Origin of the sequence: Tanticharoenia sakaeratensis NBRC 103193, from assembly GCF_000963885.1 — a bacterium.
GTDB classification, from domain to species: domain Bacteria; phylum Pseudomonadota; class Alphaproteobacteria; order Acetobacterales; family Acetobacteraceae; genus Tanticharoenia; species Tanticharoenia sakaeratensis.
Genome location: NZ_BALE01000012.1, coordinates 72,585 through 94,928, shown reverse-complemented (window position 1 = coordinate 94,928; position 22,344 = coordinate 72,585). Strand labels below are relative to the sequence as shown.

The 22,344-nt window shown below is 65.4% G+C and carries 19 protein-coding genes; 9 read left to right on the top strand and 10 right to left on the bottom strand.

What is annotated here, in order from left to right:
- The first annotated feature begins 3 nt into the window (after positions 1-3).
- On the top strand, positions 4-819 hold the full coding sequence (locus B8446_RS06135; protein WP_241767659.1) for an ABC transporter ATP-binding protein: 816 nt from the start codon (positions 4-6) through the stop codon (positions 817-819).
- Positions 820-840: 21 nt separating this feature from the next.
- On the opposite strand, the gene B8446_RS06130 is transcribed toward B8446_RS06135, so the two are convergent.
- Complete coding sequence (locus B8446_RS06130; RefSeq protein WP_048848291.1) at positions 841-1,923, bottom strand: hypothetical protein; 1,083 nt, start codon at positions 1,921-1,923, stop codon at positions 841-843.
- 228 nt (positions 1,924-2,151) lie between these two features.
- Entirely contained in the window at positions 2,152-3,090 is a 939-nt protein-coding gene (hemF, locus tag B8446_RS06125; protein WP_048848289.1) for an oxygen-dependent coproporphyrinogen oxidase, read from the bottom strand.
- A gap of 136 nt (positions 3,091-3,226) precedes the next feature.
- On the opposite strand from hemF, the gene B8446_RS06120 reads away from it, so the two are divergent.
- The gene (locus B8446_RS06120) at positions 3,227-4,096 is read left to right on the top strand and encodes an S-methyl-5'-thioadenosine phosphorylase (protein WP_199484053.1); all 870 of its coding nucleotides are present in this window, start codon (positions 3,227-3,229) and stop codon (positions 4,094-4,096) included.
- Here B8446_RS06120 and B8446_RS06115 read toward each other — a convergent pair.
- The 4 genes from B8446_RS06115 to B8446_RS06100 all read right to left on the bottom strand — a co-directional run bounded on the left by B8446_RS06115 (position 4,093) and on the right by B8446_RS06100 (position 8,475).
- Positions 4,093-5,835 (bottom strand): putative bifunctional diguanylate cyclase/phosphodiesterase, encoded by a 1,743-nt coding sequence (locus B8446_RS06115; protein WP_158507530.1) that lies wholly within the window; start codon positions 5,833-5,835, stop codon positions 4,093-4,095. The genes B8446_RS06120 and B8446_RS06115 overlap by 4 nt on opposite strands.
- 223 nt (positions 5,836-6,058) lie before the next feature.
- Positions 6,059-6,436, bottom strand: a complete 378-nt coding sequence (locus B8446_RS06110) for a hypothetical protein (RefSeq protein ID WP_048848410.1) — start codon at positions 6,434-6,436, stop codon at positions 6,059-6,061.
- Positions 6,437-6,538: 102 nt separating this feature from the next.
- The gene (locus B8446_RS06105) at positions 6,539-7,723 is read right to left on the bottom strand and encodes a zinc-dependent alcohol dehydrogenase (protein WP_048848408.1); all 1,185 of its coding nucleotides are present in this window, start codon (positions 7,721-7,723) and stop codon (positions 6,539-6,541) included.
- An 89-nt stretch (positions 7,724-7,812) separates the two neighbouring features.
- A complete protein-coding gene (locus B8446_RS06100) occupies positions 7,813-8,475 on the bottom strand; it encodes a dienelactone hydrolase family protein (protein WP_048848287.1) in 663 nt (220 codons plus the stop codon).
- A gap of 244 nt (positions 8,476-8,719) precedes the next feature.
- Between B8446_RS06100 and B8446_RS06095 the strand changes: the two genes are divergently transcribed.
- The 3 genes from B8446_RS06095 (at position 8,720) to B8446_RS15995 (ending at position 11,118) form a co-directional block, all read left to right on the top strand.
- Positions 8,720-9,013 (top strand): co-chaperone GroES, encoded by a 294-nt coding sequence (locus B8446_RS06095; RefSeq protein WP_206742554.1) that lies wholly within the window; start codon positions 8,720-8,722, stop codon positions 9,011-9,013.
- A gap of 54 nt (positions 9,014-9,067) precedes the next feature.
- Positions 9,068-10,708, top strand: a complete 1,641-nt coding sequence (gene groL, locus B8446_RS06090; RefSeq protein ID WP_048848286.1) for a chaperonin GroEL — start codon at positions 9,068-9,070, stop codon at positions 10,706-10,708.
- A 224-nt stretch (positions 10,709-10,932) separates the two neighbouring features.
- Positions 10,933-11,118: a hypothetical protein gene (locus B8446_RS15995; RefSeq protein WP_148505871.1), complete on the top strand. Its 186-nt coding sequence runs from the start codon at positions 10,933-10,935 to the stop codon at positions 11,116-11,118.
- A gap of 10 nt (positions 11,119-11,128) precedes the next feature.
- On the opposite strand, the gene B8446_RS06085 is transcribed toward B8446_RS15995, so the two are convergent.
- Positions 11,129-11,746 (bottom strand): glutathione S-transferase family protein, encoded by a 618-nt coding sequence (locus tag B8446_RS06085; protein WP_048848406.1) that lies wholly within the window; start codon positions 11,744-11,746, stop codon positions 11,129-11,131.
- Between the two features lie 98 nt (positions 11,747-11,844).
- On the opposite strand from B8446_RS06085, the gene B8446_RS06080 reads away from it, so the two are divergent.
- Positions 11,845-12,327 carry a cupin domain-containing protein gene (locus B8446_RS06080; RefSeq protein WP_084712119.1) on the top strand — a complete coding sequence of 161 codons (483 nt, stop codon included), beginning with the start codon at positions 11,845-11,847 and terminating at the stop codon, positions 12,325-12,327.
- Here the strand turns inward: B8446_RS06080 and B8446_RS06075 are convergent.
- Positions 12,318-13,919, bottom strand: a complete 1,602-nt coding sequence (locus tag B8446_RS06075; protein ID WP_241767658.1) for an amidase — start codon at positions 13,917-13,919, stop codon at positions 12,318-12,320. The genes B8446_RS06080 and B8446_RS06075 overlap by 10 nt on opposite strands.
- A 17-nt stretch (positions 13,920-13,936) precedes the next feature.
- Positions 13,937-16,969 (bottom strand): ATP-dependent DNA helicase, encoded by a 3,033-nt coding sequence (locus tag B8446_RS06070; RefSeq protein ID WP_048848401.1) that lies wholly within the window; start codon positions 16,967-16,969, stop codon positions 13,937-13,939.
- A gap of 168 nt (positions 16,970-17,137) precedes the next feature.
- Here B8446_RS06070 and B8446_RS06065 point away from each other — a divergent pair, with 168 nt between their 5' ends.
- From B8446_RS06065 to B8446_RS06055, 3 genes are read left to right on the top strand one after another with little or no spacing between them, the layout of a single operon-like run.
- A complete protein-coding gene (locus B8446_RS06065) occupies positions 17,138-18,787 on the top strand; it encodes a lysine--tRNA ligase (RefSeq protein WP_048848284.1) in 1,650 nt (549 codons plus the stop codon).
- Between the two features lie 21 nt (positions 18,788-18,808).
- Entirely contained in the window at positions 18,809-20,932 is a 2,124-nt protein-coding gene (locus B8446_RS06060) for a lysylphosphatidylglycerol synthase domain-containing protein (protein ID WP_148505870.1), read from the top strand.
- A gap of 27 nt (positions 20,933-20,959) precedes the next feature.
- Positions 20,960-21,715, top strand: coding sequence for a MarC family protein (locus tag B8446_RS06055; RefSeq protein WP_048848282.1), 756 nt, complete (start codon positions 20,960-20,962; stop codon positions 21,713-21,715).
- 37 nt (positions 21,716-21,752) lie between these two features.
- Here B8446_RS06055 and B8446_RS06050 read toward each other — a convergent pair whose 3' ends face one another.
- Positions 21,753-22,343 (bottom strand): uracil-DNA glycosylase family protein, encoded by a 591-nt coding sequence (locus B8446_RS06050; protein ID WP_048848280.1) that lies wholly within the window; start codon positions 22,341-22,343, stop codon positions 21,753-21,755.
- Position 22,344 lies beyond the last annotated feature (1 nt).

Below are 22,344 nucleotides of genomic sequence, written 5' to 3'. Positions count from 1 at the left end.
GAGATGACGGGATATTCGCGGGCACATACGCACATGCCGGATACGCTGTCATCGCTCCGCGTCGAGCATCTCGCCGTGAGTTTCGGACGGCAGGAGGTGCTGCATGATATCTCCCTCGGTCCGCTGCCTGCCGGGACGACAACCGCATTGCTCGGCCCGAACGGGTCGGGAAAATCAACGCTTCTGCGTGCGCTGGCCGGTCTGCTTCCCGCACGCGGGGCGATATGGCTGGGCGAGCATGGGCTCGATCGGATGGCGTCCCGGGAACGCGCCCGGTTCTGCGCCTATCTGCCGCAGACACTGCCGCCCACCGTTGCCATGGAGGTGCTCGAGGCCGTCATGGTCGCGCGTCAGGCCGGTGGCGCGCGGGTCGACACGGCAACCGCGCTGGCCGAGTCGCTTGCCCTGCTGGATCGTCTGGGCATCGGAGAGCTCGCTCTTCGCCAGATGAACGCGTTGTCGGGCGGCCAGCGGCAACTGGTCGGCCTCGCGCAGGCTCTTGTCCGCCGTCCGCAGGTCCTCCTGCTCGACGAGCCCTTGAGCGCGCTCGATCTGCATCATCAGGTCGCCGTCATGGATTTCGTACAGGGGGAGACCCGCAGACGCGGGCTCGTGACCGTCATCGTCCTGCATGATCTGAACGTCGCACTCCAGCATGCAGATCATGCGGTAGTCCTGTGTGAAGGTCGGCTGCTGGGGGAGGGGCCGAGCCTTGCGATCGTGACTCCCGACATGCTGCGGAAGGCCTACGACGTGCGGGCACGGATAGAACAATGCTCGCGGGGTCGGCCCTGCGTCATCGTGGACGGGATCGTCTGACGTCGGAGACCGGTCCGTCATTCAAATCGGTCGTGTTTCCTGCCTCATCCGCCAACGTGGCTCGTTGAGGGCCAGCCAGCGGCGAAGTGCAAGAACGGCCGTCAGGTTTGGCGTCAAGGCCGCCAGCGCGGCGGCGCTGTTGTCTCCAGCGTTAAGCGTCAGCTGTGCATGAGCTGTCCAGTCGCGGACCCGATTGTCCTCGGTGGCGAGGACTGCGGCGCGACGCCAGCGCGCGACGGTCGTCGGCGGGGTCAGCATTGGCAGCACGAGCGCTGAATCGATGGCAGCCCCGGCCGCAACGGCGCACCACGCCTGATAGAGAGGACCGCCGGGCGTGCGCTGGCGCTGTGCCATGTAGGTTTCGGCAAAGCCGGGCGCGACCGTGCTCGCATTGCCTGCGCCGAACGAGAACAGGGGCGCGGAACCGGTTGGCAGGCGTCCGATCAGGCCGCGAAGATCCTCGCCCGGATCCGGGCTGAGCTGGATGGCATCCACCGTGCCGTCATTCAGGGCGGCAATGGCCTGAGCCGGTTCGGCAAATCCCTGGACCGGGACCGAGTGCAGGCCGAGCAGGGACAGGCCCAGAACACTGGCCAGTTCGACGCCCGTTGCACGCGACACGCCGATCCGGACGGGATGGTCATGGAACGCACCGGCAATTCGCGCGCGAAGCGTGCGGTGCAGTTCATTGCGCGTGATGGTCACGACCGGCGTCTGCGCCACCATAACCGACACCCAGCGGCTGTAGTCGAAATGAACCCGTTGATCGCCTGTCAGGGCCGCGATCAGCGCGGCACCCGGGATCAACAGGGCGGAGGCAACCTCAGCCTCGGTGCTCGTGTCGAACTGGTTCGCGGCTGTCACGCCGTCCTGGCCTGCGTCCTGTCGGATGCCCAATGTGCCTGCCGTCCCGAGAGAGCGGGCGAGCGGCTGCGCCAGGACACCGGCGAGCTGGGCCGGGCCGGTATCGGCACTGCCGCCGACGAGAAGGGCCGGCGGTCCGCCGACAGTGGCATCGTCCGCATAGGACGGCGCACCGTCATCGGCAGGCCAGGCCGCGCGTGCAAGGGCATGGGCCGGCAATGCAAGGAGCCCGGCCAGCATCAGGCGCCGGCGGGATACGCCTTGCCCGGGCACATCGCGCCGTTCGGAGTGCCCGGTCGGTCCGGGAGCTGGAAAAGGCCGTGGCATGCGCGGCAAATGGATGACCTCATGGTGCGACACGCCCTGCGAGACGCGGTTTTCGCGGTGGGCCGATGTGGCCGGCGAAGTGGATATGGCACGCCAATTACGGCGTGATCATGACCTGCGCGTCAACGTCCGGACGGCGTTTCAGGGCCATTTTACGTCCGGCGGCATGCTCATGAGGATCGCATCGACGTGGCCGCCGGTCTTGAGGCCGAAGGTCGTGCCGCGATCGTGCAACAGGTTGAACTCGACATAGCGCCCGCGACGAACGCGTTGAGCGTCCCGTTCGGCATCCGTCCAGGGGGTGCTCATCCGGGCCCGCACGACCGGCGGATAGGCTTCAAGGAACGCACGACCGACATCCTGAACGAAGCGGAAATCGTCCTCGACCGCGCCGCGATGGAACCGGTCGAAGAAGATGCCACCCAGTCCGCGTGGCTCGTTGCGATGCGGCAGGAAGAAGTAGCGGTCGCACCACTCCTTGAATTCCGGATAGTAGCCCGGATCATGCGCATCGCAGGCACGTGCGAAGGCGGCATGGAAGGCGGCGGCGTCTTCCTGCGCTTCGGCCGACTGCGGGAACATGGGCGTGATGTCGCCGCCGCCGCCGAACCAGCCCTTCGTCGTGACGATGAGGCGCGTGTTGAAATGGGCAGCGCAGACATGCGGATTGGCAGGGTGTGCGACCAGCGAAATACCCGTTGCAAAAAAGCGCGGATCTTCCTGCGCGCCGTCGATCTGGGTGCGGAACTCCGGGGAAAACGTTCCCCAGACGGTCGAGACGTTCACGCCGACCTTCTCGAACACGCGCCCGCGCATGACCGACATGACGCCGCCGCCATGGCTGGAACCCGGGGGCTCCCACGCCTGCGCCTCGCGCGACCAGGCCGTCCGTTCGAAGCGACCGGCAGCGGTGCTGCCTGGCAGGTGCGGCAGGTCCCGGGCCGCCGCCTCGTCTTCCAGCGCCTCGAATGCAGCACAGATCTGGTCGCGAAGGTGGACGAACCAGGCCTCCGCTTCGGTCTTGAGCGCGTCATGCGCGACGTCCGCGCGGGTCAGTGTCCGGAAATTCGGTTCGGTCATGGGCCGTCTGGGTGCGCCAAAAATGGCGCTTTGACAAGGCTTGTGGCTTGCGAATGGGGTCGATCTGGTGTTCCTGCGGGGCATTGATCCACGCGGGAAAAGGGAACAGGCGGTGATGGCAGGGGATGGAACGGACATGATCGAGCCCGTGATCGGCGTGATCGGAGGCTCGGGTCTGTACGAGATCGACGGCCTTGAGGACCGCGAGTGGCGCCAGATCGAAACGCCGTGGGGTGCGCCATCCGACGCGCTTCTGTTCGGCAGGCTCGCCGGCGTGCGCTGCGTTTTCCTGCCGCGTCATGGTCGTGGCCATCCGATCCCGCCATCGCGTCTGAACTATCGCGCCAATATCGACGCGATGAAGCGCGCAGGTGTTACGGACATCATTTCGCTCTCGGCTGTCGGCTCGCTCAAGGCGGAGCTTCCGCCCGGCCATTTCGTGCTCGTCGATCAGTTCATCGACCGGTCGTTCGCCCGCGAGAAGAGCTTCTTCGACACCGGATGCGTCGCCCATGTCTCGATGGCGGATCCCGTCTGCCGACGGATGGGTGACACGCTGGAAGCGCAGGCCCGCGGTCTCGGCTTCGACGTTACGCGTGGCGGCACCTACCTCGTCATGGAAGGCCCCCAGTTCTCGACGCGCGCCGAGAGCGAGCTCTATCGCTCCTGGGGCTGCTCGGTCATCGGGATGACCAACATGCCGGAGGCGAAACTCGCCCGGGAAGCGGAGATCTGCTACGCGACGGTCGCCATGGTCACGGATTTCGACTGCTGGCACACCGAGCATGACAGCGTGAGCGTCGATGCCGTCGTCAAGGTGATGCAGGGCAATGCGGATCGTGCGCGTGCCCTTGTCCGGGCTGCCATCCCCAGGCTGGGTCAGCGACGCGGCGCCTGTGAAGCGGGTTGCGATCGCGCGCTCGAGCACGCACTCATCACGGCACCCGACCGGCGCGATCCGGCACTGCTTGCGAAGCTCGATGCCGTTGCGGGGCGCTTACTTTAAAGGCGCTGCGTCTCGAGCTGCTTGAACAGCGCAGGCAGCGCATGAACAGGGCAGGGGCGGCCGAACAGCCACCCCTGCAGAATGTCGCATCCCATATCGACCAGGATGTCGGCCTGATCGCGCGTTTCGACGCCTTCCGCGACCAGTCGTCGTCCCAGACCCCGAACGATGTCGATGATCCCGTGGACGATCGTGGCTTCCGCCCCGGCTTCCGTAATGCCGCGCGTGAAGCTCCGATCGATCTTGATGATGTCGAACGGCACTTGCCGCAGATGTGTCAGCGAAGCAAAACCCGTTCCAAAATCATCGAGCGCGATCTCGAAACCGAACTCGTGCAGGCGATCGAGTTCGCGGCGGATGTTTTCCGACCCCTTGCCGAAGAAAACGCCCTCGGTGACCTCCACGCAGACCTTGTGACGCGGGACGTCGTGTTCGCGCAGGAGGCGATCCAGCCGGTAGGCGACGCTCTGCCTGTGAAAGTCGAGGCCGCTCAGGTTTATGGCGACATGGCCGAACGTCACGCCCGAGGACATGATGCGCCCGATATCCTCCACGGCGCGCGCGAGCACGAAATCCCCGATCTGGGTCGCCGTTTCCGGATCCTCGAAGGCATCCCTGAAGTGATCGGGCGTGCGTTCGCCGTAGAGCGGGTGGTTCCACCTCAGAAGCGCCTCGAGCGATGGCGCGTCGTCCGGTGAAACCGGGACCATCGGCTGGTAGAGCAGGTGGAACTGATCCTCTGCGAGCCCGATCTCGACCTCGTTCAGCTGTGCCATCCGCCGATCGAGCGCCTGCGTAAAGGCAGGCGTGAATTTCTGCGCGCGGTTTCGAAAGCCTGCCTTGGCATGGTACAGCGCGAGATCCGCCCCCTTGAACAGTTCGCTCTCCAGCATGCCGTCATGCGGCGCTGTCGCGTAGCCGATGCTGGCCGTGCAGCGATGCGTCAGGCCGTTCCACACCAGGGGATCGCGGATGGCGGCGAGAAGATCGTCGATCGCGCGCCGGACATTGTCTTCCGTCTCCCCCAGGAAGACGATTGCGAACTCGTCTCCGCCCAGTCGTGCTGCAGCCCGCCGTGGCGTCTCGAAGCGCCGGAGACGTTCGGCGATCGCCCGCAGCGTGGCGTCGCCCGCATCGTGTCCGTAAAAGTCGTTTATGTTCTTGAAATGATCGAGATCGATGAGCCCCAGGGTTACGGATGATCCGTCGTCTCTGGCCTGTTCGAGCCATGTCGACAGATGCCGCGTGAAGGCCCGACGGTTCGAAAGTCCGGTCAGGGCATCGATATTGACCGCCCAGTGCAGTTTGGCGCGGCTGGCGAGCAGGTCGTTCTCCATCCGCTTGCGATCCGAAATATCGAAGCGGATGGCGACATAATGCTCGATTTCGCCATCGGCCGAGCAATGCGGAACGATTGTGGTGTGGACCCAGTAGAGGGTGCCGTTCTTGCGGCGATTGCAGATCTCCCCGCGCCAGACGCGTCCGCTGGTGATGGTCGCATACATCCGGCGGAAGAAAGAGCGCGGATGATGCCCCGAGCGCAGCATTCGGTGATTATTGCCGATCAGTTCGTCTGCGGTGTAGCCGCTGATGGCGACGAAATGCGCGTTGACGAACGTGATCTGGCCCGCAGGGTCGGTGATGGCCACGATCGCTGCGCTGTCGAGCGCGTGGATAATGAAATCGGCCTGGGTATCCGACGGCCAGATGTTCAGCGGACGATCGGCAAGCGTATGCACGATGGGCAGGGGGAGCCGATCCCGATCCAAATCTTCCGTCGGAGACGGAGGTGCTATGATCGGTGTCTGTTCATTCATGCGTGGCCGGTGAGGCCCGGCGTTGCCACGGCGAGCCTCGTTCATGCTCCGTTTTGGTTTGTATGCCGCAGATTAACGTTTTCGGCTGTTACATAACACATATTTCACGGAGCAAAAACGGAAACTGTCATGAAGTGACAGTTCGTCAGGCGTCCGGATGGGCTTGTCCGGGCGTCCCATGCTCGGCTACGGGATCGTGGTCAAGCCTGTTTGCTTCCTCACGTGTGGCCGCCGGTGTCTCGCGCTTCTCGCCCTGGTCGGCTCCAATGAGCGGGGCTTCACCCAGATTTTCCTGAATGGCGGCATCCTCGACCTGCACGTCGGCAAGCTCGGGCGGCGGCAGGTCCGAGACATTTTCCAGACCGGTAGGGCCGCTTTCCTCCATACCGACCAGATCGGTCGCCCGGTCCATGTAGGCGTCGGGCCCGCAATCCGGCGCGCCTTCGGACTGCCAGAGTTCGCGTGCCTTGGCCTTGATGGCAGCGTCGCGCGCGGGATCTGCCTGCAGGGGATTGATGGACATGATGGGCCTCCGGAGCACGTTGATGACTATCCCGGGCCATGCGCCCGGGAACAGCACGCCAACGCGGCCCCGACGGCCGTCGTTCACTCGCAATGCCGCAAATCATCCATGCGGATGGAAAACGACTTTCGTGCAGTGATCGGATTTGTCGCGGAATTTCTCATACAGCGCCGGGCCGTCCTCAAGATTGGCGGACCGGTGACTGATGATGGTGGAAGGGTCGATGTCGCCATTCATGATCTTGCCGAGCAGAGGCTCAAGGTAGCGCTGCACATGCGTCTGCCCCGTGCGCAGCGTGAGACCCTTGTTCATGAGCACGCCGACCATGATCGGGCCTGCGGGCCCGGCATAGACGCCGGGCATGGACAGAATGCCGCCCGGACGACACGCGAGGATCGCCTGGTTCAGCGCGAATGGACGTTCCAGCGTGGTCACGGCTGACATGATCGCGCTGCTGATCTTCTGCGCCTGCGTATCGGCGCCATGAGATTCCATGCCAACGGCTTCGATCACGGCATCGGGCCCCAGGCCCCCGGTCATCTCGATCAGCGTCTCCTGAATGGGCTGAGCCTGAAAATCGATGGTCTCGGCGCCGCTCGCACGCGCCATGGCCAGCCGCTCCGGAACGGTGTCGATGGCAATCACACGCTTCGCACCCAGGAGGAAGCAGGACCGGATGGCCATCAGTCCCACAGGTCCGCAGCCAAAGATGGCGATCGTCTTCTCGGCTTCCGGCGTGATCTCGCAATATTCGGCGGCCTGATAGCCGGTCGGGAAAATGTCTGAGAGAAACAGGACTTTCTCGTCCTCGATGCCGTCCGGAATCTTGATGGGGCCGACGTCGGCATAAGGCACGCGCAGATATTCCGCCTGCCCCCCGGCATAGCCGCCGGTGATATGGGAAAATCCGAACAGCCCGGCCAAGGGGTAGCCGAATGTCTCGGCCTGCATTTTCCCGTTCGGGTTGGTGCGCTCGCAGCAGCTCCAGTTGCCCCACCTGCATTGGCGACATTCGCCGCAGCTGATGGTGAAGGGGACGACGATGCGGTCGCCGACCTTCAGCTTCGTGTTGTCGCGGCCGACGTCGACGACTTCACCCATGGTTTCATGGCCGAGCACGTCCCCGCATTGCATCGTGGGCATGAAGCCGCCCAGCAGATGAAGATCGGAACCGCAGATCGCGCACGAGGTCACCTTGATGATGACGTCGCGCCCATCCTCGATCTTGGGGTCAGGCACGCTTTTGCACGTGATCTTGCCCTTTTTCTGCCAGGTCAGCGCCTTCATGCCCGTCTCTCCAATCCAGAGGCCGAGCATCGAGAGGACACCCGTCGTGTCAGGAGTAAGTCACGGGCCGAGATACGGTTCCGGATGCTTCAGAGATGGGCGTCGAAAAAGGCAAGGCTCCGTGCAAAGGCAAGCTCGGCCGCATCGGGTTGATAATCCGGACGATCGGTGCAGCCGAATCCATGGCCTGCATCGTCATAGACGAACAATTCGATATGAGGCTGCGCCGAACGGATCGTCTGGACATCCAGATGAGAGATGTGCGTGTCGGCGCCGCCGAAATGGAGCTGCACCGGGCAGTGCGGCTTTTCCTCGGCAACCTGCGCGATGCCGCCTCCGTACCAGCCGACGGCCGCATGCACGGCGCGCGTGCGTGTCGCGGTCAGCCATGCGATCAGGCCGCCCCAGCAGAAACCGATGATGCCGCGTCGTTTCGTGCCGAGGGCCGATGCTGCCGCCTCGATGTCGCGCAACGTGTCCTCGGTCGCGATCTGCCCGCGCAGCGCCATGCCTTCGGAAGCGCCCTCGGCCGTATACGGCAGGTCCGCATCGCGCTGTGCCCGGTCGAACAGCGCGGGGGCGATCACGTGGTAGCCCTGTTCGGCCAGGCGATCGCATGTGGCCTGGATGTAGGAGGTAAGGCCGAAAATTTCCTGAACCAGAACAAGTCCACGTGTGGCGCCGGGATCCCCGGCTTCATAGGCGGAGAATTCGTGGCCATCGTCGGCCTTGAGCGAGATGAACCGGCCCATGTCGAGGCTCCCTGTCGCAGTGAATACCGGATTCTAGGGTGGGCGTTGTGTGGCCTGCGTCAACCCTGTGGTCGCCCCGGAGCCGGTCGTTCGTCCGCAGCAAAAGCTTGACTTCGGGCGGGTCAGCTCCTACGTCCGTGGCACTCTCGGCTGGAGAGTGCTAACGCGCTGTGGCATGGCGCACGCGAACCCCGGCGGCGTTGCTTACGTCAAGGACGCCGCCTTGAACATGGAGCGATCCATAATGGCGAATTTCCGTCCCCTTCACGACCGCGTGGTCGTCCGTCGCCTCACGGGCGAGGAAAAGACTGCCGGCGGCATCATCATTCCCGACACCGCCAAGGAAAAGCCGATGGAAGGCGAGGTTGTCTCGGTCGGCCCCGGTGCGCGGAACGAGCGTGGCGAAGTTGTCGCCCTCGACGTGAAGACTGGCGACAAGGTGCTGTTCGGCAAGTGGTCGGGCACCGAAGTCAAGATCAACGGCGAAGAGCTGCTGATCATGAAGGAGAGCGACATCATGGGTGTGATCGGCGGCTGAAAAGCCAGCCTCCATCCCTGATCTCGATCGCAATCCTCGAAAAGGAAGACAATCATGGCTGCTAAAGACGTTAAGTTCGGCGCCGACGCGCGCCAGCGCATGCTGCGCGGCGTGGATATCCTTGCCGACGCGGTGAAGGTGACGCTCGGTCCGAAGGGCCGCAACGTGGTCCTGGACAAGAGCTTCGGCGCGCCCCGCATCACCAAGGACGGTGTGTCGGTCGCCAAGGAAATCGAGCTGGCCGACAAGTTCGAGAACATGGGCGCCCAGATGGTGCGCGAAGTGGCCTCGAAGACCAACGACACGGCCGGTGACGGCACCACGACCGCGACCGTGCTCGCGCAGGCCATCATCCGTGAGGGCGCCAAGGCGGTTGCCGCCGGCATGAATCCGATGGATCTGAAGCGCGGCATCGACAAGGCCGTGAAGGTCGTTGTCGAGGAGCTGAAGAAGAACACCAAGAAGATCACGACCCCGGCCGAGACGGCCCAGGTCGGCACGATCTCCGCGAACGGCGAGCATGAGATCGGCGAGATGATCTCGCAGGCCATGCAGAAGGTCGGCTCGGAAGGCGTGATCACGGTGGAAGAGGCCAAGGGCCTGCACACCGAACTCGACGTCGTCGAGGGCATGCAGTTCGACCGTGGCTACATCTCGCCGTACTTCGTGACCAACACGGAGAAGATGACGGCGGATCTGGATAACCCCTACATCCTGATCCACGAGAAGAAGCTCTCCTCGCTGCAGCCGATGCTCCCGCTGCTCGAGAGCGTCGTCCAGTCCGGCCGTCCGCTGCTGATCCTGGCGGAAGACGTCGACGGCGAAGCGTTGGCGACCCTGGTCGTCAACAAGCTGCGCGGTGGCCTGAAGATCGCCGCCGTCAAGGCGCCGGGCTTCGGTGATCGTCGCAAGGCGATGCTCGAGGACATCGCGATCCTCACGGGCGGTCAGGTGATTTCCGAGGATATCGGGATCAAGCTCGAGACCGTGACGCTCGACATGCTGGGTCGCGCCAAGAAGATCCACATCGAGAAGGAAAACACCACGATCGTCGAGGGCGCTGGCTCGACCGACGACATCAAGGGCCGTTGCAACCAGATCCGCGCGCAGATCGAGGACACCACCTCGGACTACGACCGTGAGAAGCTGCAGGAGCGTCTCGCGAAGCTCGCCGGTGGCGTTGCCGTGATCCGCGTCGGTGGTTCGACCGAGGTCGAGGTGAAGGAGCGCAAGGATCGCGTCGACGACGCGCTGCATGCGACCCGCGCCGCGGTTGAGGAAGGCATCGTTCCCGGTGGTGGCACGGCCCTGGCGCGTGCGTCCAAGGCTTTCGGTCATCTCGAGTTCCAGAACGACGACCAGCGCGTCGGTGCGGACATCATCCGCAAGGCCCTGCAGGCACCGCTGCGTCAGATCGCGTTCAACGCGGGTGAAGACGGTGCGGTCATCGCCGGCAAGGTGCTCGAGCTGAACGACTACAACCAGGGCTTTGACGCGCAGAACGGCGAGTACAAGGATCTGGTCGCGGCCGGCATCATCGACCCGACCAAGGTTGTCCGCACGGCCCTGCAGGATGCGGCGTCTGTCGCCGGCCTGCTGATCACGACGGAAGCCATGGTGGCCGAGCGTCCCGAGAAGAAGGCTCCGGCCGCTCCGGGTGGCGGCATGGGCGGCATGGGCGACATGGACTTCTGAAGTCCGTAACCGCTTCTGCGCTTCCGTAGGGGAGCGCAGACATGCGCGACTCAAGTGCTTTCATGAGGCCGTGTCTCCGCAAGGAGGCACGGCCTTTTGCTTGTGCAAGGAAGGCGGGCGCAACTTGCATCGGATCATCGAGTTCTTGCTGCACCGCAACGTCGTCTGCGCGACACGAGCGCAGCCGGGTTGGCGGTCTTGCCAGAAATGGAAGGTCCGGTGCCATGAACAGAGCTGTTGGCCTGTTGGCAGCAACGTCGCTGCTGGTTCTCGCAGCATGCACACAAGCGTCCGACCCGCCGGTTGCGGCCTCTCCGGCCATGGCCGGGCGCCCGGCCGATACCGCAACCGCCCCTGGCGGTCCCGGCCCGGGCGTCGGACAGGGCGGCGTTGGCTCGGGAATGCCCTAGTCGTCGCCCGTCAGTCGTCGCTGAACCCGTTGCGGACGACCATGGGCTGCAGGATCTCGAGCGCGCGGGTTCTGGTGGCGATGGCCGCGATCTTCGGGGTGGTTGCGGAAAACCATGCCATGCGCGGACGCCATGTCGTCATGACGGACAGATAGATATCCAGAATGCCCGGCGTGGTTCCCAACACGAACGGACCGGCAATTTGCGTTTCGAGCCACGCATAGAGCCGGAGGCGATAGTCGTCCGTGCTGTCGCGCAGCTCGTCCGGCGCCTGTTGCGTCCATCGGACCGGATCATCGCCATACGTGAATGTGGGATAGACGTTGGCCACCAGCCAGACCAGAAGACGCAGGAAACGTGCGTGGTCAGGATGTCCGGGCTGGGGCGCCAGATCGGGCCGGCCGGCGGAAAAATAGAGTGCGATGGCAGCGCTTTCCGTCAGGATCGTTCCGTCATCCAGAACGACGGCCGGAACCTGCCCCAGCGGATTAACCACGTACAGATGCGTCCGAGCCGGCCCGGGCGTCTCGAACCCGGACACGTCAACATAGTCGAACGGAATGCCGGCGAGAGCCAGGATGCCTTCCGTGATTGCCGAGCCATATCCCGGCGCGCCGTAAAGTTTCATCGGATCCCGCTCCTTCGGTCCATCATGGGACATAGGGGTCGTCGGCGAACCTTCCGCGCAACGGGCCGTAAGCACGTCTCCATGGAAGGATTGCCTGCATGAAGAAATGGATCGCACTCGTCGCAGTTTTGACGGCAACGCCCATCATGGCCCAGCCGGACAGCGGTACGGCCGCAAGCGTCATTCCAGGTCCAACCTCCGTTCACTGGAAGCCGGCGCCGCCAGATTTCCCCAAAGGGGTAATGCTCGCCACCATGATGGGCGATCCGGGCAAGCCAGGCGTCTTCGTGATCCGGGCGATGATGCCGGCCCATAGCGTCATAGCGCCGCACATCCACGACTCCGACGAGGCCCTGACGGTCATCTCAGGGCATGTGCGCCATTATATCGGACCTGCGATGGATGCCGCACATGGTCAGGCACTCAAACCCGGCGCATTCGTGCATCTGCCCCAGGGCACGCCGCATGCGGTTGCAACCGACGGCGGTCCTGCGGTTCTGGAAGTCGCGGGCACGGGGCCGTTCAGCATGCATTACGTCAACCCAGGCGACGATCCGTCACAGAAGGCGGCTCAGCGATAAGCGGGTGGCGGCTGCCAGGGGCCGCGCGCCTGCTCGTAAGCGTATCCCAGCGCCAGCAGGCGCGCCTCGGACCATGCCGGACCGATGAATGACAGCCCGACAGGCAGTTCCTTCAGCTGACCCATGGGAACCGTCAGATGCGGATCACCTGCCACGGCGGCAAGCGACCCTGCGCCGGTATTGTCGCCCGGACGATCGCCATTGACGAGGTCATTGACCCAGGCCGGCCCGATCGTTGGCGCGACAAGCGCGTCCAGATGATCGCGCGCGAGCATCGCGTCGATCCCGTCATGGCCCGCGACCCGGCGGGCGCGGTCGCGGGCCTGAATATAGGCTGCGTCGGTCAGCGGGCCTGTCCGGATGCTGCGTTCCATCAGTTCCTGCCCGAACCAGGGCATTTCCTGCGCGGCATGAGCCTGATCGAAGGCAATGACGGATGCCATGCTGCGTGTGGCGACCGCCGGAGGCGTATGGGCGAGATAGCGGTCAAGCCCATCGTGGAACTCGTAGAGCATCACCGTCATCTCGTCGTCGCCCAGCGTCGGCGTGTCATAATGCGCGATATCGACGATCGTGGCGCCCTTGGCGCGCAGCACGTCCAGCGCAGTATCGAAGCGGGCCCTGACGTCAGGCGACTGACCTTCAGCGAACCGTAATGCCCCGATGCGCTTGCCGCGCAGGGCGTCAGGGTTGAGGCCTGCGAGGTAATCGACCCGGCGGCGATCTGCTTCTTTCGTGGCAGGGTCGGCCGGATCGGTGCCCGCGATCGCGTTCAGCAACAGGGCGGCATCGCGGACAGTCCGCGCCATGGGCCCCGCCGTATCCTGGCTTGCGGAAATCGGCACGATCCCGGTGCGCGACACCAGCCCCACTGTGGGCTTCAGACCGACGATTCCGTTCATGGCGGCAGGGCAGGTGATGGAGCCGTCCGTCTCGGTGCCGATCGCGAGCGGCGCGAATCCGGCGGCGATGGCAGCGGCACTTCCGGCGCTCGAACCGCAGGCCGTGCGTGTCGTGTCCCACGGGTTTCGGGTCAGGCCGCCCACGGCGCTCCAGCCGCTGGACGCGCGATCGGACCGGAAGTTGGCCCACTCCGACAGGTTCGTCTTGCCGAGCACGACACCCCCCGCCTTGCGCAAGCGGGCGACCAGCGAGGCGTCGCGATGCGTCAGGTTGGCAGCCAGTGCGAGCGAACCGGCGGTCGTGGGGAGCAGATCGGCCGTCTCGATGTTGTCCTTGACCAGAACCGGCAGGCCATGGAACGGCCCGATTGTGCCCGCGGCCGCGCCATCGGTCTCTGCGCCACGGTTCAGTGCCAGAATTGCATGCACGGCGTCGTCATGCGCGCGGATGCGGTGCGCATACATGGCCAGAACGAGGTCGGACGTGATCTTGCCCTGTGCGAGGAGCGCGGAAAGATCGGCCGCGCTCATCTGGGGCGACACGCCGGCCGGAAGCGCGGGCCCCGGCGAGGCAGATGCAGGGTGCGCGTGTCGCATATCGGGATGATGTGGCCGCGCGCCGACGGACGTCGAGACGATCGCGGATGCGAGAAGCAGGCTGAAGCGGAGTGGCCTTTGGGTGATCGGCACGGCAGGTCCTGAAAGCGTCAGTGCGACGGGGAAGCGGCAAGGAACTCTGCAACTGCCCTGATCGTATCGGCAAGTCCGAGCCGCTGCACCGACACGCCCTGCGGAAAGGCCGAGAACAGCCGGCTGGGCGCGCGCCGGTCCAGCAGGACGAATGCGCCCCGATCGTCCGCCCTGCGCACCAGACGTCCGAACGCCTGCCTCAGACGCATCCGCGCGATGCGATCGTCGTACAGGCGCTGGGCCTCGACTTTCGAGAGAGCATCCGACGGGCCGTCTTCGGCCGGGCGCGACAGATGCAGGCGACGCTCGCGATGAAGGATGTCGGGCCGGGGCCAGGGCAGCCGTTCGAACACGACGAGCCGCAGGGAGCGCCCCGGAACGTCCACCCCGTCGCGCATCGCGTCCGTGCCGAGTAGACAGCTGTCCGGCTCCGTGCGGAAGACGTCGACGAGTGTTGCATTGTCCATCGCATCGACGTGCTGCGCATAGAGCGGCAGACGGGCCGCCTCCAGGGCAGGGCGGATTCGCTCCTGCACCGCGTGCAGACGGGAAATGGCCGTGAAAAGGCCGAGCGCGCCGCCACCCGCGGCCAGGAAGAGCTCGCGATAGGCCGCAGCCAGCGAATCGGGATCGTCGCGCGCCACGTCGGTCACGACGAACGCCCGCGTCTGCTTCGCGTAGTCGAACGGGCTCATCAGGGCTGCGCGCGTCGGCTTGTGCGCGAAATGGGGCATGCCGAGCCGCATCTCGGCCGCACGCCATGCCGGCTGTTCCCAGTCGCTTCCCGCCGTATCGGGCTGGTCACGCAGGGTTGCCGATGTGATGAGCATGCCATGCGCCGGGCCCTGCATCGTGGCGGCGAACGGTGCCATTGGATCGAGCCAGTGCCGGTGCAGCCCGATGTCGTGGCCGCGCTCTGCCGGGCTCGCTCCACGAACGGCCGGCAGCGGATCGGCGCGGATGAAATCGACATAGGTCGGTGTGGTGCCGGCCGCGCGTTCGGCCGGGACCTGATCCAGCATCGCGGTCCACGCGTCGACGGGCGCGATCGCGCGGCGCGTGATGGTTCGGACCAGCGCCTCGATCCGGGCGCGTTCACTGCTCTCGAGGGCGTCCGCGTCCTCCTCGAGCTTGGCCTGAAGGCGCTGTATGAGCGTGTGCAACGGGGTGCTCAGGCGCCCAAGCGCGCGGGAGAGGGCGGCCGCGGCCTCGAGCACGTCATCCGGCACAGGGTGAAGATCACACTCGCCGCCGAGCATTCGGCGTGCGCGCCCGTCCTTGCCGGCAAGGCGCGCGGCGAGCTCGCGATCGATGGCCGCGAGAAACTCCTCCGTCGGGTTGTTGGGTGCCGGTTCCGGCGCGAGTCCGCGTGCGGGCAGGGGGGCTGCCAGAAGAGCCGTGAACGGGTTGGAAGGCGTGGACGGCGGCACATCGGTCTCCGCGTCCTCGATCGGTTCGGGCGGTGGCGCATGGGCTACCGCGCGATCCGCCAGCCGGGTAGCCCAGCCCGGGGCAGGCAGCGCGCGGGCGGCAAGCAGCACCGCATCCATCGGCGCTTCGAGGCTCGCCTCGGTCGCGACCAGATCCTCGAGTCGGCGGCGCAGGCCGCGTGCGCGGGACCGGCTGCCCTCGGCGCCGAGCAGCCAGCGGCGCAGTTCTGCGGCCTCGAGACCGGACAGGGTCGTTGCAAATGCACTGTCGGCGGCATCCGGGACGTGATGTCCCTCGTCGAACACGTAACGCGTCGGCACCGCGTCCTCGGCCAGCGGCGCCGAGCCGGAGGCCGCGCTCCAGGCCGCCTGCGACATGACGAGCGCGTGGTTTGCAATCACGAGGTCCGCCTCACGGGCCCGGCGGATCGTGTGCTCCACGAAGCATGTCTGGTAATGCGGGCAGGCACCATGAATGCATTCGCCGCGCCGGTCCGCCATGGCGGTCAGTGTGCCGCGTCCGAACAGTTCGCCGAACCAGCCCGGCAGGTCGCCACCGGAGAGGTCGCCGTCGTTGGTGACCTCTGCCCAGAGCGACAGCAGAGCCAGCGGGATGAGCGCGGCACCGGCCGCAGCGCCGCGCGACAGGACCGTGTTGATGCTGTCCTCCATGTTCAGGAGACACAGATAGTTTTCGCGGCCCTTGCGCACCACGACCGCATGACGCCGGATCGCAGGATCCGGATAGAGTCTGCGCAGTTCCTGATCGATCTGCCGCTGCAGGTGGCGCGTGTAGGTGCTGATCCAGACCGCGCCGCCGTTCATTTCCGCCCAGAGGCTGGCTGGTGCCACATAGCCGAGTGTCTTGCCGGTCCCGGTGCCTGCTTCAGCCAGAACGATATTGGGCGCCAGCGCGTCTTCCCTCGGATCGAACGCGCCGGCGGCAACGGACGCGAAATCGGCCTGGCCCGGCCGGGTCTCGGCATCGGGTCCGAGGATCTGGCGCAGGCGCGTCCGCGCATCGCCCGGGGCGACAGGATGGTTGCCCGGCGCGGGCCTCGGGGCGGTTTCCTCCCATTTGGGCAGGCGGCGCCAGACGCGGAGCGCATCGAATGTCGGTTGCGGCTGATCCGGCGCATCCAGGGCGTCGGCGACGATCCCGGCCCAGGGCCATCGACCGGCGCGCAGCACCGACAGCATTTCGCGCAAGGGCTTGCCGTCTGCCGTGCCGCTGCGTGCCCGCAATGTTTCCAGCATGGTATCGGCGAGGGCAGGCAGCAGGTCAGCCTCCAGCCGGGCCGGGACTGGAACCTGCAGCGCGATCGCAAGCCCGCGTGGCGTGGGAGCGGCGCTGCGGCCGGGATGGCAGAACAGGAACAGTTCCAGCAGATCGAGCCACGGACCGGGGGGCGCCGGCGGCGTCAGGCCGATACCGCGCAATGTCGCGGGCGCGTGGACCAGCAGCGGCGGCGGCAGCGTGCGCAACAGCGCGGGCAGATCGGCCCGGTCGGGGACCAGCAGCTCGCCATCGGGCGTCAGCAGCGAGCACGCGCCGTGCCCTGCGATCAACGCGGGTGCCGTTGCGAGATCGGGAAACGGCGATGACGGTAGGGCGGGCATGTCAGGCATTGGCCCGGTGGAGCATAGGGCGCGTCGCGGCACTTGTCGCCGCGTTCTTCCCGAACAAGAACAAAACGGCAAAATCGGTCCTGATATACTGTGTCAAATCAATGGATTATGCGCGATCGCTTGACCGGGCCCCGCGCAGTTCCTAGCTTCTCGCGCATCATGGTATCCGATAGTGCTCACCACGCCGCGCCGCGCGCCGAAAGTCATGAACTCCCGAAGGCCTGGCCGTTCGAGGAAGCCCGCAAGATCTCGAACCACGTCGCCGCCGGCGGCGCGGGCGCCGAAGCACGTCCTGCGCTGCTCGAAACGGGATACGGGCCGTCCGGCCTGCCGCATATCGGCACGTTCGGCGAAGTTGCCCGCACGACCTGGGTACGGCAGGCCTACGAGGCGCTGACCGGTCGGCCGACGCGCCTGCTCGCGTTCTCGGACGACATGGACGCGCTGCGAAAGGTGCCGACCAATGTGCCGAATCAGGCCATGCTGGCCGAGCATCTCGGCCTGCCGCTGACTCGGATTCCGGATCCTTTCGGCAAGTTCGAGAGCTTCGCGCACCACAACAATGCCATGTTGCGGGAATTTCTCGACAATTTCGGCTTCCAGTACGAGTTCGCGTCCGCCACGGACTATTATACGCGCGGCGTATTCGATGCGGCTCTCCGCCGTATGCTTGAAGTGCATGACGAAATAGTGGCGTTGATTGCGCCGACACTCGGCGAGGCGCGGCGTGCGACCTATTCCCCGGTATTGCCGATCCATCCGCGCACCGGTCGGGTGATGCAGGTGCCGGTGCTGGGGGTCGATCCCGAAGCCGGAACCGTTCAGTGGCGGGACGAGGACGGCGAGGCGTTCGAGACCTCCGTCTTCGGCGGCAAGGCCAAGATGCAGTGGAAAGCCGACTGGGCCATGCGCTGGTTCGCTCTCGGCGTCGATTACGAGATGTCGGGCAAGGACCTGATCGACAGCGTCCGTCTGTCGAGCCAGATCTGCCGCGTGCTGGGCAAGGAACCGCCGGCGGGGCTGACCTACGAGCTCTTTCTCGACCAGAACGGCCAGAAGATTTCCAAGTCCAAGGGGAACGGGCTTTCGATCGACGAGTGGCTGCGTTATGCGCCACCGGAAAGCCTCGGCCAATACATGTTCCATCAGCCGACACGCGCAAAGCGGCTGTTTTTTGACGTTATTCCGCGCGCGACGGACGAATACCTCGCCAATGTCGACAAGGCGGCCCAGACCGACGATCCGGCCGTGCTCCAGGCCAATCCGGCCTGGTTCATCCAGGGCGGCACGATCCGCCCGCAGGATTCGAGCCCGGTGTCGTTCACGGCGCTGATGAATCTCGCGAGTGTTGCGAACGCCGATGATACGGCGACGCTCTGGAAGTTCCTGCAGCGCTACGATCCGGAGCTCTCGCCGCAGACGCATCCCTATGTCGACCAGCTCGTTGGTCGTGCGCTGGCGTATTTCCGGGATTTCGTGCGCCCGGCGAAAGTCTATCGCGCGCCGAACGAGACGGAGCGCAAGGGCCTGCAGGATCTCGCCAACGCGTTGCGCACCACGCCCGCGGATGCGACGCCCGATGCGGTGCAGGACATCGTGTTCGAGGTCGGCAAGCGATATTTCGCAAAGCCCCAGCTCCGTTCATGGTTCGGCTGCCTGTACGAGGTCCTGCTGGGCCAGACGGAAGGACCGCGCTTCGGTATCTTTGCGTCCCTGTATGGTCTTCCCGAGACCGTCGGGCTGATCGATGGAGCGCTGGCCCGGTCTGCAGATGGCAATGAACATGCCGTCGAATCCGTCACGGCCTGAGCGAAGCGTGCGCGAGGGATCGTGAGCGTCGCACCGGAGCCGCAAGCAGACGATCCGATCGTGCCGTGCGCCGGGAGCGCCGGTGCGCCGCATCGTTGGCGCCGTCTCCTGCACCGCCTCCCGGCGGCGCTGGGTCTGGTGCTGATGATCGCAGCGATCGTCGTCATCGTCCGCGAACTCCATACGCTGTCTTTTCACGATATCCGTGCAGCGCTGCATGCAATGCCAGGCCGCGCGGTCAATGTCGGCATCGCGTGCACGGTCCTGTCGTACACGATCCTGAGCTTCTATGACTGGCTCGCGTGTCGGCAGGTCGGCGCGGATGTCTCGTATCGCAGGGCCGCGTTTGCGGCGTTCTGCTCCTATGTACTGTCCCATAATCTCGGCTGCTCGGCGATTTCAGGCGCTGCCGTCCGCTTCAGGCTTTATCGGAACTGGGGCGTCGGCAGTGCCGCGATCGCCCAGATCATCGCGTTCTGCTCGACCACCTATCTGCTGGGTACGCTCGCACTGATCGGGGGCGTCCTGCTGGCCGAGCCGGGGCATCTGCCGCTGATCTCGACCCATGTGCCGGAGATCGTGCCGATCGTGATCGGCATCGGCATGTGGGCCGTGATCGCGGCATATGTCGTCATGTCCCTGCGCCCGCGTGTGCTTCGTATCCGGCATCATGAGATCGATCTTCCGGGTATCGGCACGGCGCTGGCCCAGGTCGCGGTGTCCAGCGCGGACATGGCGGCAACGGCTCTGATCGCCTACGTCCTGCTGCCGCACGGCGTTCCGATCAGCTTCGGCGCGTTCCTCGCGATCTACATGATGTCCTACACGGCAGGTCTGCTGGCGAGCGTGCCGGGGGGCCTGGGCGTCTTCGATGGCGCGATGATGCTGGCTCTCGGCCATTACATGAGCGCATCGGCCATTCTGAGCACGATCCTCGTGTTCCGCGTGCTCTACTACATCGTGCCGCTCGTCCTCGCGGGCCTCATGTTCGCAGGGCACGAGATGTTCCTGCGCGGAGACGCGGCCCTTGGGCGCAAGCGCGCGCAGGCGGCGCGCCGCCGTGGCGAGCCCGCGCCGGTATTGGCGCCGCGACCCAGCCACGTGATCCGGGAGAGCGAGGCCGATTTCTCGGTGGCGGTCGCAACCGGTGTCGTGGCCGCGTCAGGCATCCTGCTTGTAGTTTACGCTATGTTGCCCTCGGCTTATGCCCCGACGGGATTTGGCGGCTGGTGGCTGCACGAGGTGACCGATTGCCTGCTTTCGGTCACCGGCGTCACGCTGGTGGGGCTTGCCATCGGCTTGTCCCAGCGCGTGCTGCTGGCCTGGAAGGCGACGATCGGATGTCTGCTGTGGGCGATCGCACTTGTCCTGCTTCGGCATGCGCCGATTGGGGTTCCCGGCTCGCTTGCGCTGGTCATCGTGCTGATCGCGCCCTTCAGTTCCTGCTATTACCGTCCGGCTCGACTCATGTCCGAGCCGTGGTCGCCGACGCTGATGACGCCGGTCATGCTCTGGATCGCGAGCCTGGTGAGCATCGCGATCTTCGCCTCCGAACGTCACCTGGGGGTGTCGTGGTGGCGCGAACTGCTGCATGGCGCCCGTGAAGCCGATGTGCGTTGGGTCTTGGGGCTTTCGGTTCTTCTGGGGCTGATCGCCATCGGACAGATGATGCGTGTCGGCCGCATACCCGTCCTGCCCTGGGACCGGAGTTCCGAGGAGCGGTATCGTGAGCTGGATCACGCGCTCGCCGAACTCGGCCCGCGGCGGCCGAACGGCGTACTGTTTGGCGATGCCGGGCGTGCGGCAATCCCGTTCCTCCGCACCGAGCGCTTCATCATCGGGCTGGGCGATCCGGCAGGGCAGGCGCGATTTTGTACAGCGGCGATCTGGCGCCTGCGCGACCTCGCGCTGCATGAAGGACGCCATCTTGTCTTCATCCGTATCGGCCAGGCTCTGCAGGGCGTCTATTGCGATCTCGGTCTGAGCGTGTGCCAGAACGCACCGGCCGGCGCTGGAACGTTATGCTGCCTGCCCCAGGATGAGCCGGCCGTTCGTGCCGTCTTGATCGGAGACCAGCGCCGCTTCGCGCGTCGCGCCCGTAATACGGCGGCGATTGTCCGTCGGCAGGGCGCATCCGCGCCGTGACGTCGCTGGGACGGCGGGCGTGACGGCATGATCATTTCACCGCATGGGCTGACGCAGCAGATTGGTGCGCGCAACGTGCTTGCGGCGTTCCTGCTGGCGTTTCCGGCCCTGTTCTCGATCGTCAATCCGCTCGGGGCCGCACTGATTTTCGCGCAGGCGACGCTAGGCCGGTCGCGCAGGGAATGCGTGACGCTGGCCCGGCTCGTGGCGCTGAACTCGTTCATCATCCTGATCGTTTCGATCTGGTTCGGCGAATGGATCCTCGGCTTCTTCGGGATCACGATCGATGCCTTGCGTGTGACGGGTGGCCTGGTCGTGGCTGTCCGTGCCTGGGCGCTGTTGCAGGAACCGGAGGAGATCGAGGCCCGCAAGGAACGCCAGGCGCTGCAGGAGGGTCGAACGACGGCTACCGCAGATCTGCGTCAGACGGCTTTTTTTCCGCTCGCCATGCCGTTCACGGTGGGACCGGGCAGTATCTCGGTTGCGATTGCGCTTAGTTCGGAGCGGCCGGCATCAGATCCGATGCCGAGCTACTACATCGGCCTGACGCTGGCCTCGACGGCCATCGCGTTCGTCGTGGCAGGGGTCTATGCCTATGCCGATCGCGTCGTGGCCATGCTGGGCTCGACCGGCACGCGGATCGTCAGTCGCCTTGCTGCCCTGATCCTGCTGTGCATCGGCATTCAGATCCTCTTCTCCGGTCTGCACGGCTTCGTTCTGGATCTCGCCCGGGACATCCGGCTCGATCTCGCGCCTGCTCCCACGGCTTCAGCCAGCCGGTGAGCCGGCTGCGGCGCCTCAGAAGTCTTCCAAAGACGCGTTACGACGTAAGAATCTCGCGCACGAGTGTGCGCAGCGTCGGAATCACGTCGTCCTGGAACCAGGGCGCGCGACGCTCCCAGACGCCTGTGCGCCAGGACGGGTGCGGGAGTGGAAAATACTTCGGCAGGTAGTCCCGAAAATGACGCACACGCTGGGTGACGGAGCCTCGACCGAGCGTATGTTCCTGCGAATAACTGCCGACCAGCAGGACGAGCCGGATGCCGGGCATATGCGACAGCACGCGCTCGCGCCACAGCGGCGCGCATTCCGGGCGCGGGGGCTTGTCGCCCCCTTTGGGCAGGCGGCCCGGATAGCACAGCCCCATGGGCAGGATCGCGACCTGGCTTGTGTCGTAGAATTGTTCTTCTGACAGGTCGAGCCAGGTCCGCAGCCGGTTGCCCGACGGATCATAGAAGGACTTGCCGCTCAGATGGGCTTTCGTCCCCGGCGCCTGACTGGCGATGAGGATCCGTGCCGTCGTTGAGACATGGATCAGCGGTTTGGGTCCGAGTGGCAGAAAGGGCGCACAGACCGTGCAGGCCTGCACTTCGCGTACGACCTGTGCCAACGCGGTATCTTGATCTGTCATG

Coding starts and splice junctions, on each gene's coding strand:
- B8446_RS06135 (WP_241767659.1), top strand. CDS start 4: ATGACGGGATATTCGCGGGCACATACGCACATGCCGGATACGCTGTCA.
- B8446_RS06130 (WP_048848291.1), bottom strand. CDS start 1,923: ATGCTGGCCGGGCTCCTTGCATTGCCGGCCCATGCCCTTGCACGCGCG.
- hemF (WP_048848289.1), bottom strand. CDS start 3,090: ATGACCGAACCGAATTTCCGGACACTGACCCGCGCGGACGTCGCGCAT.
- B8446_RS06120 (WP_199484053.1), top strand. CDS start 3,227: ATGATCGAGCCCGTGATCGGCGTGATCGGAGGCTCGGGTCTGTACGAG.
- B8446_RS06110 (WP_048848410.1), bottom strand. CDS start 6,436: ATGTCCATCAATCCCCTGCAGGCAGATCCCGCGCGCGACGCTGCCATC.
- B8446_RS06105 (WP_048848408.1), bottom strand. CDS start 7,723: ATGAAGGCGCTGACCTGGCAGAAAAAGGGCAAGATCACGTGCAAAAGC.
- B8446_RS06100 (WP_048848287.1), bottom strand. CDS start 8,475: ATGGGCCGGTTCATCTCGCTCAAGGCCGACGATGGCCACGAATTCTCC.
- B8446_RS06095 (WP_206742554.1), top strand. CDS start 8,720: ATGGCGAATTTCCGTCCCCTTCACGACCGCGTGGTCGTCCGTCGCCTC.
- groL (WP_048848286.1), top strand. CDS start 9,068: ATGGCTGCTAAAGACGTTAAGTTCGGCGCCGACGCGCGCCAGCGCATG.
- B8446_RS15995 (WP_148505871.1), top strand. CDS start 10,933: ATGAACAGAGCTGTTGGCCTGTTGGCAGCAACGTCGCTGCTGGTTCTC.
- B8446_RS06085 (WP_048848406.1), bottom strand. CDS start 11,746: ATGAAACTTTACGGCGCGCCGGGATATGGCTCGGCAATCACGGAAGGC.
- B8446_RS06080 (WP_084712119.1), top strand. CDS start 11,845: ATGAAGAAATGGATCGCACTCGTCGCAGTTTTGACGGCAACGCCCATC.
- B8446_RS06070 (WP_048848401.1), bottom strand. CDS start 16,969: ATGCCCGCCCTACCGTCATCGCCGTTTCCCGATCTCGCAACGGCACCC.
- B8446_RS06065 (WP_048848284.1), top strand. CDS start 17,138: ATGGTATCCGATAGTGCTCACCACGCCGCGCCGCGCGCCGAAAGTCAT.
- B8446_RS06055 (WP_048848282.1), top strand. CDS start 20,960: ATGATCATTTCACCGCATGGGCTGACGCAGCAGATTGGTGCGCGCAAC.
- B8446_RS06050 (WP_048848280.1), bottom strand. CDS start 22,343: ATGACAGATCAAGATACCGCGTTGGCACAGGTCGTACGCGAAGTGCAG.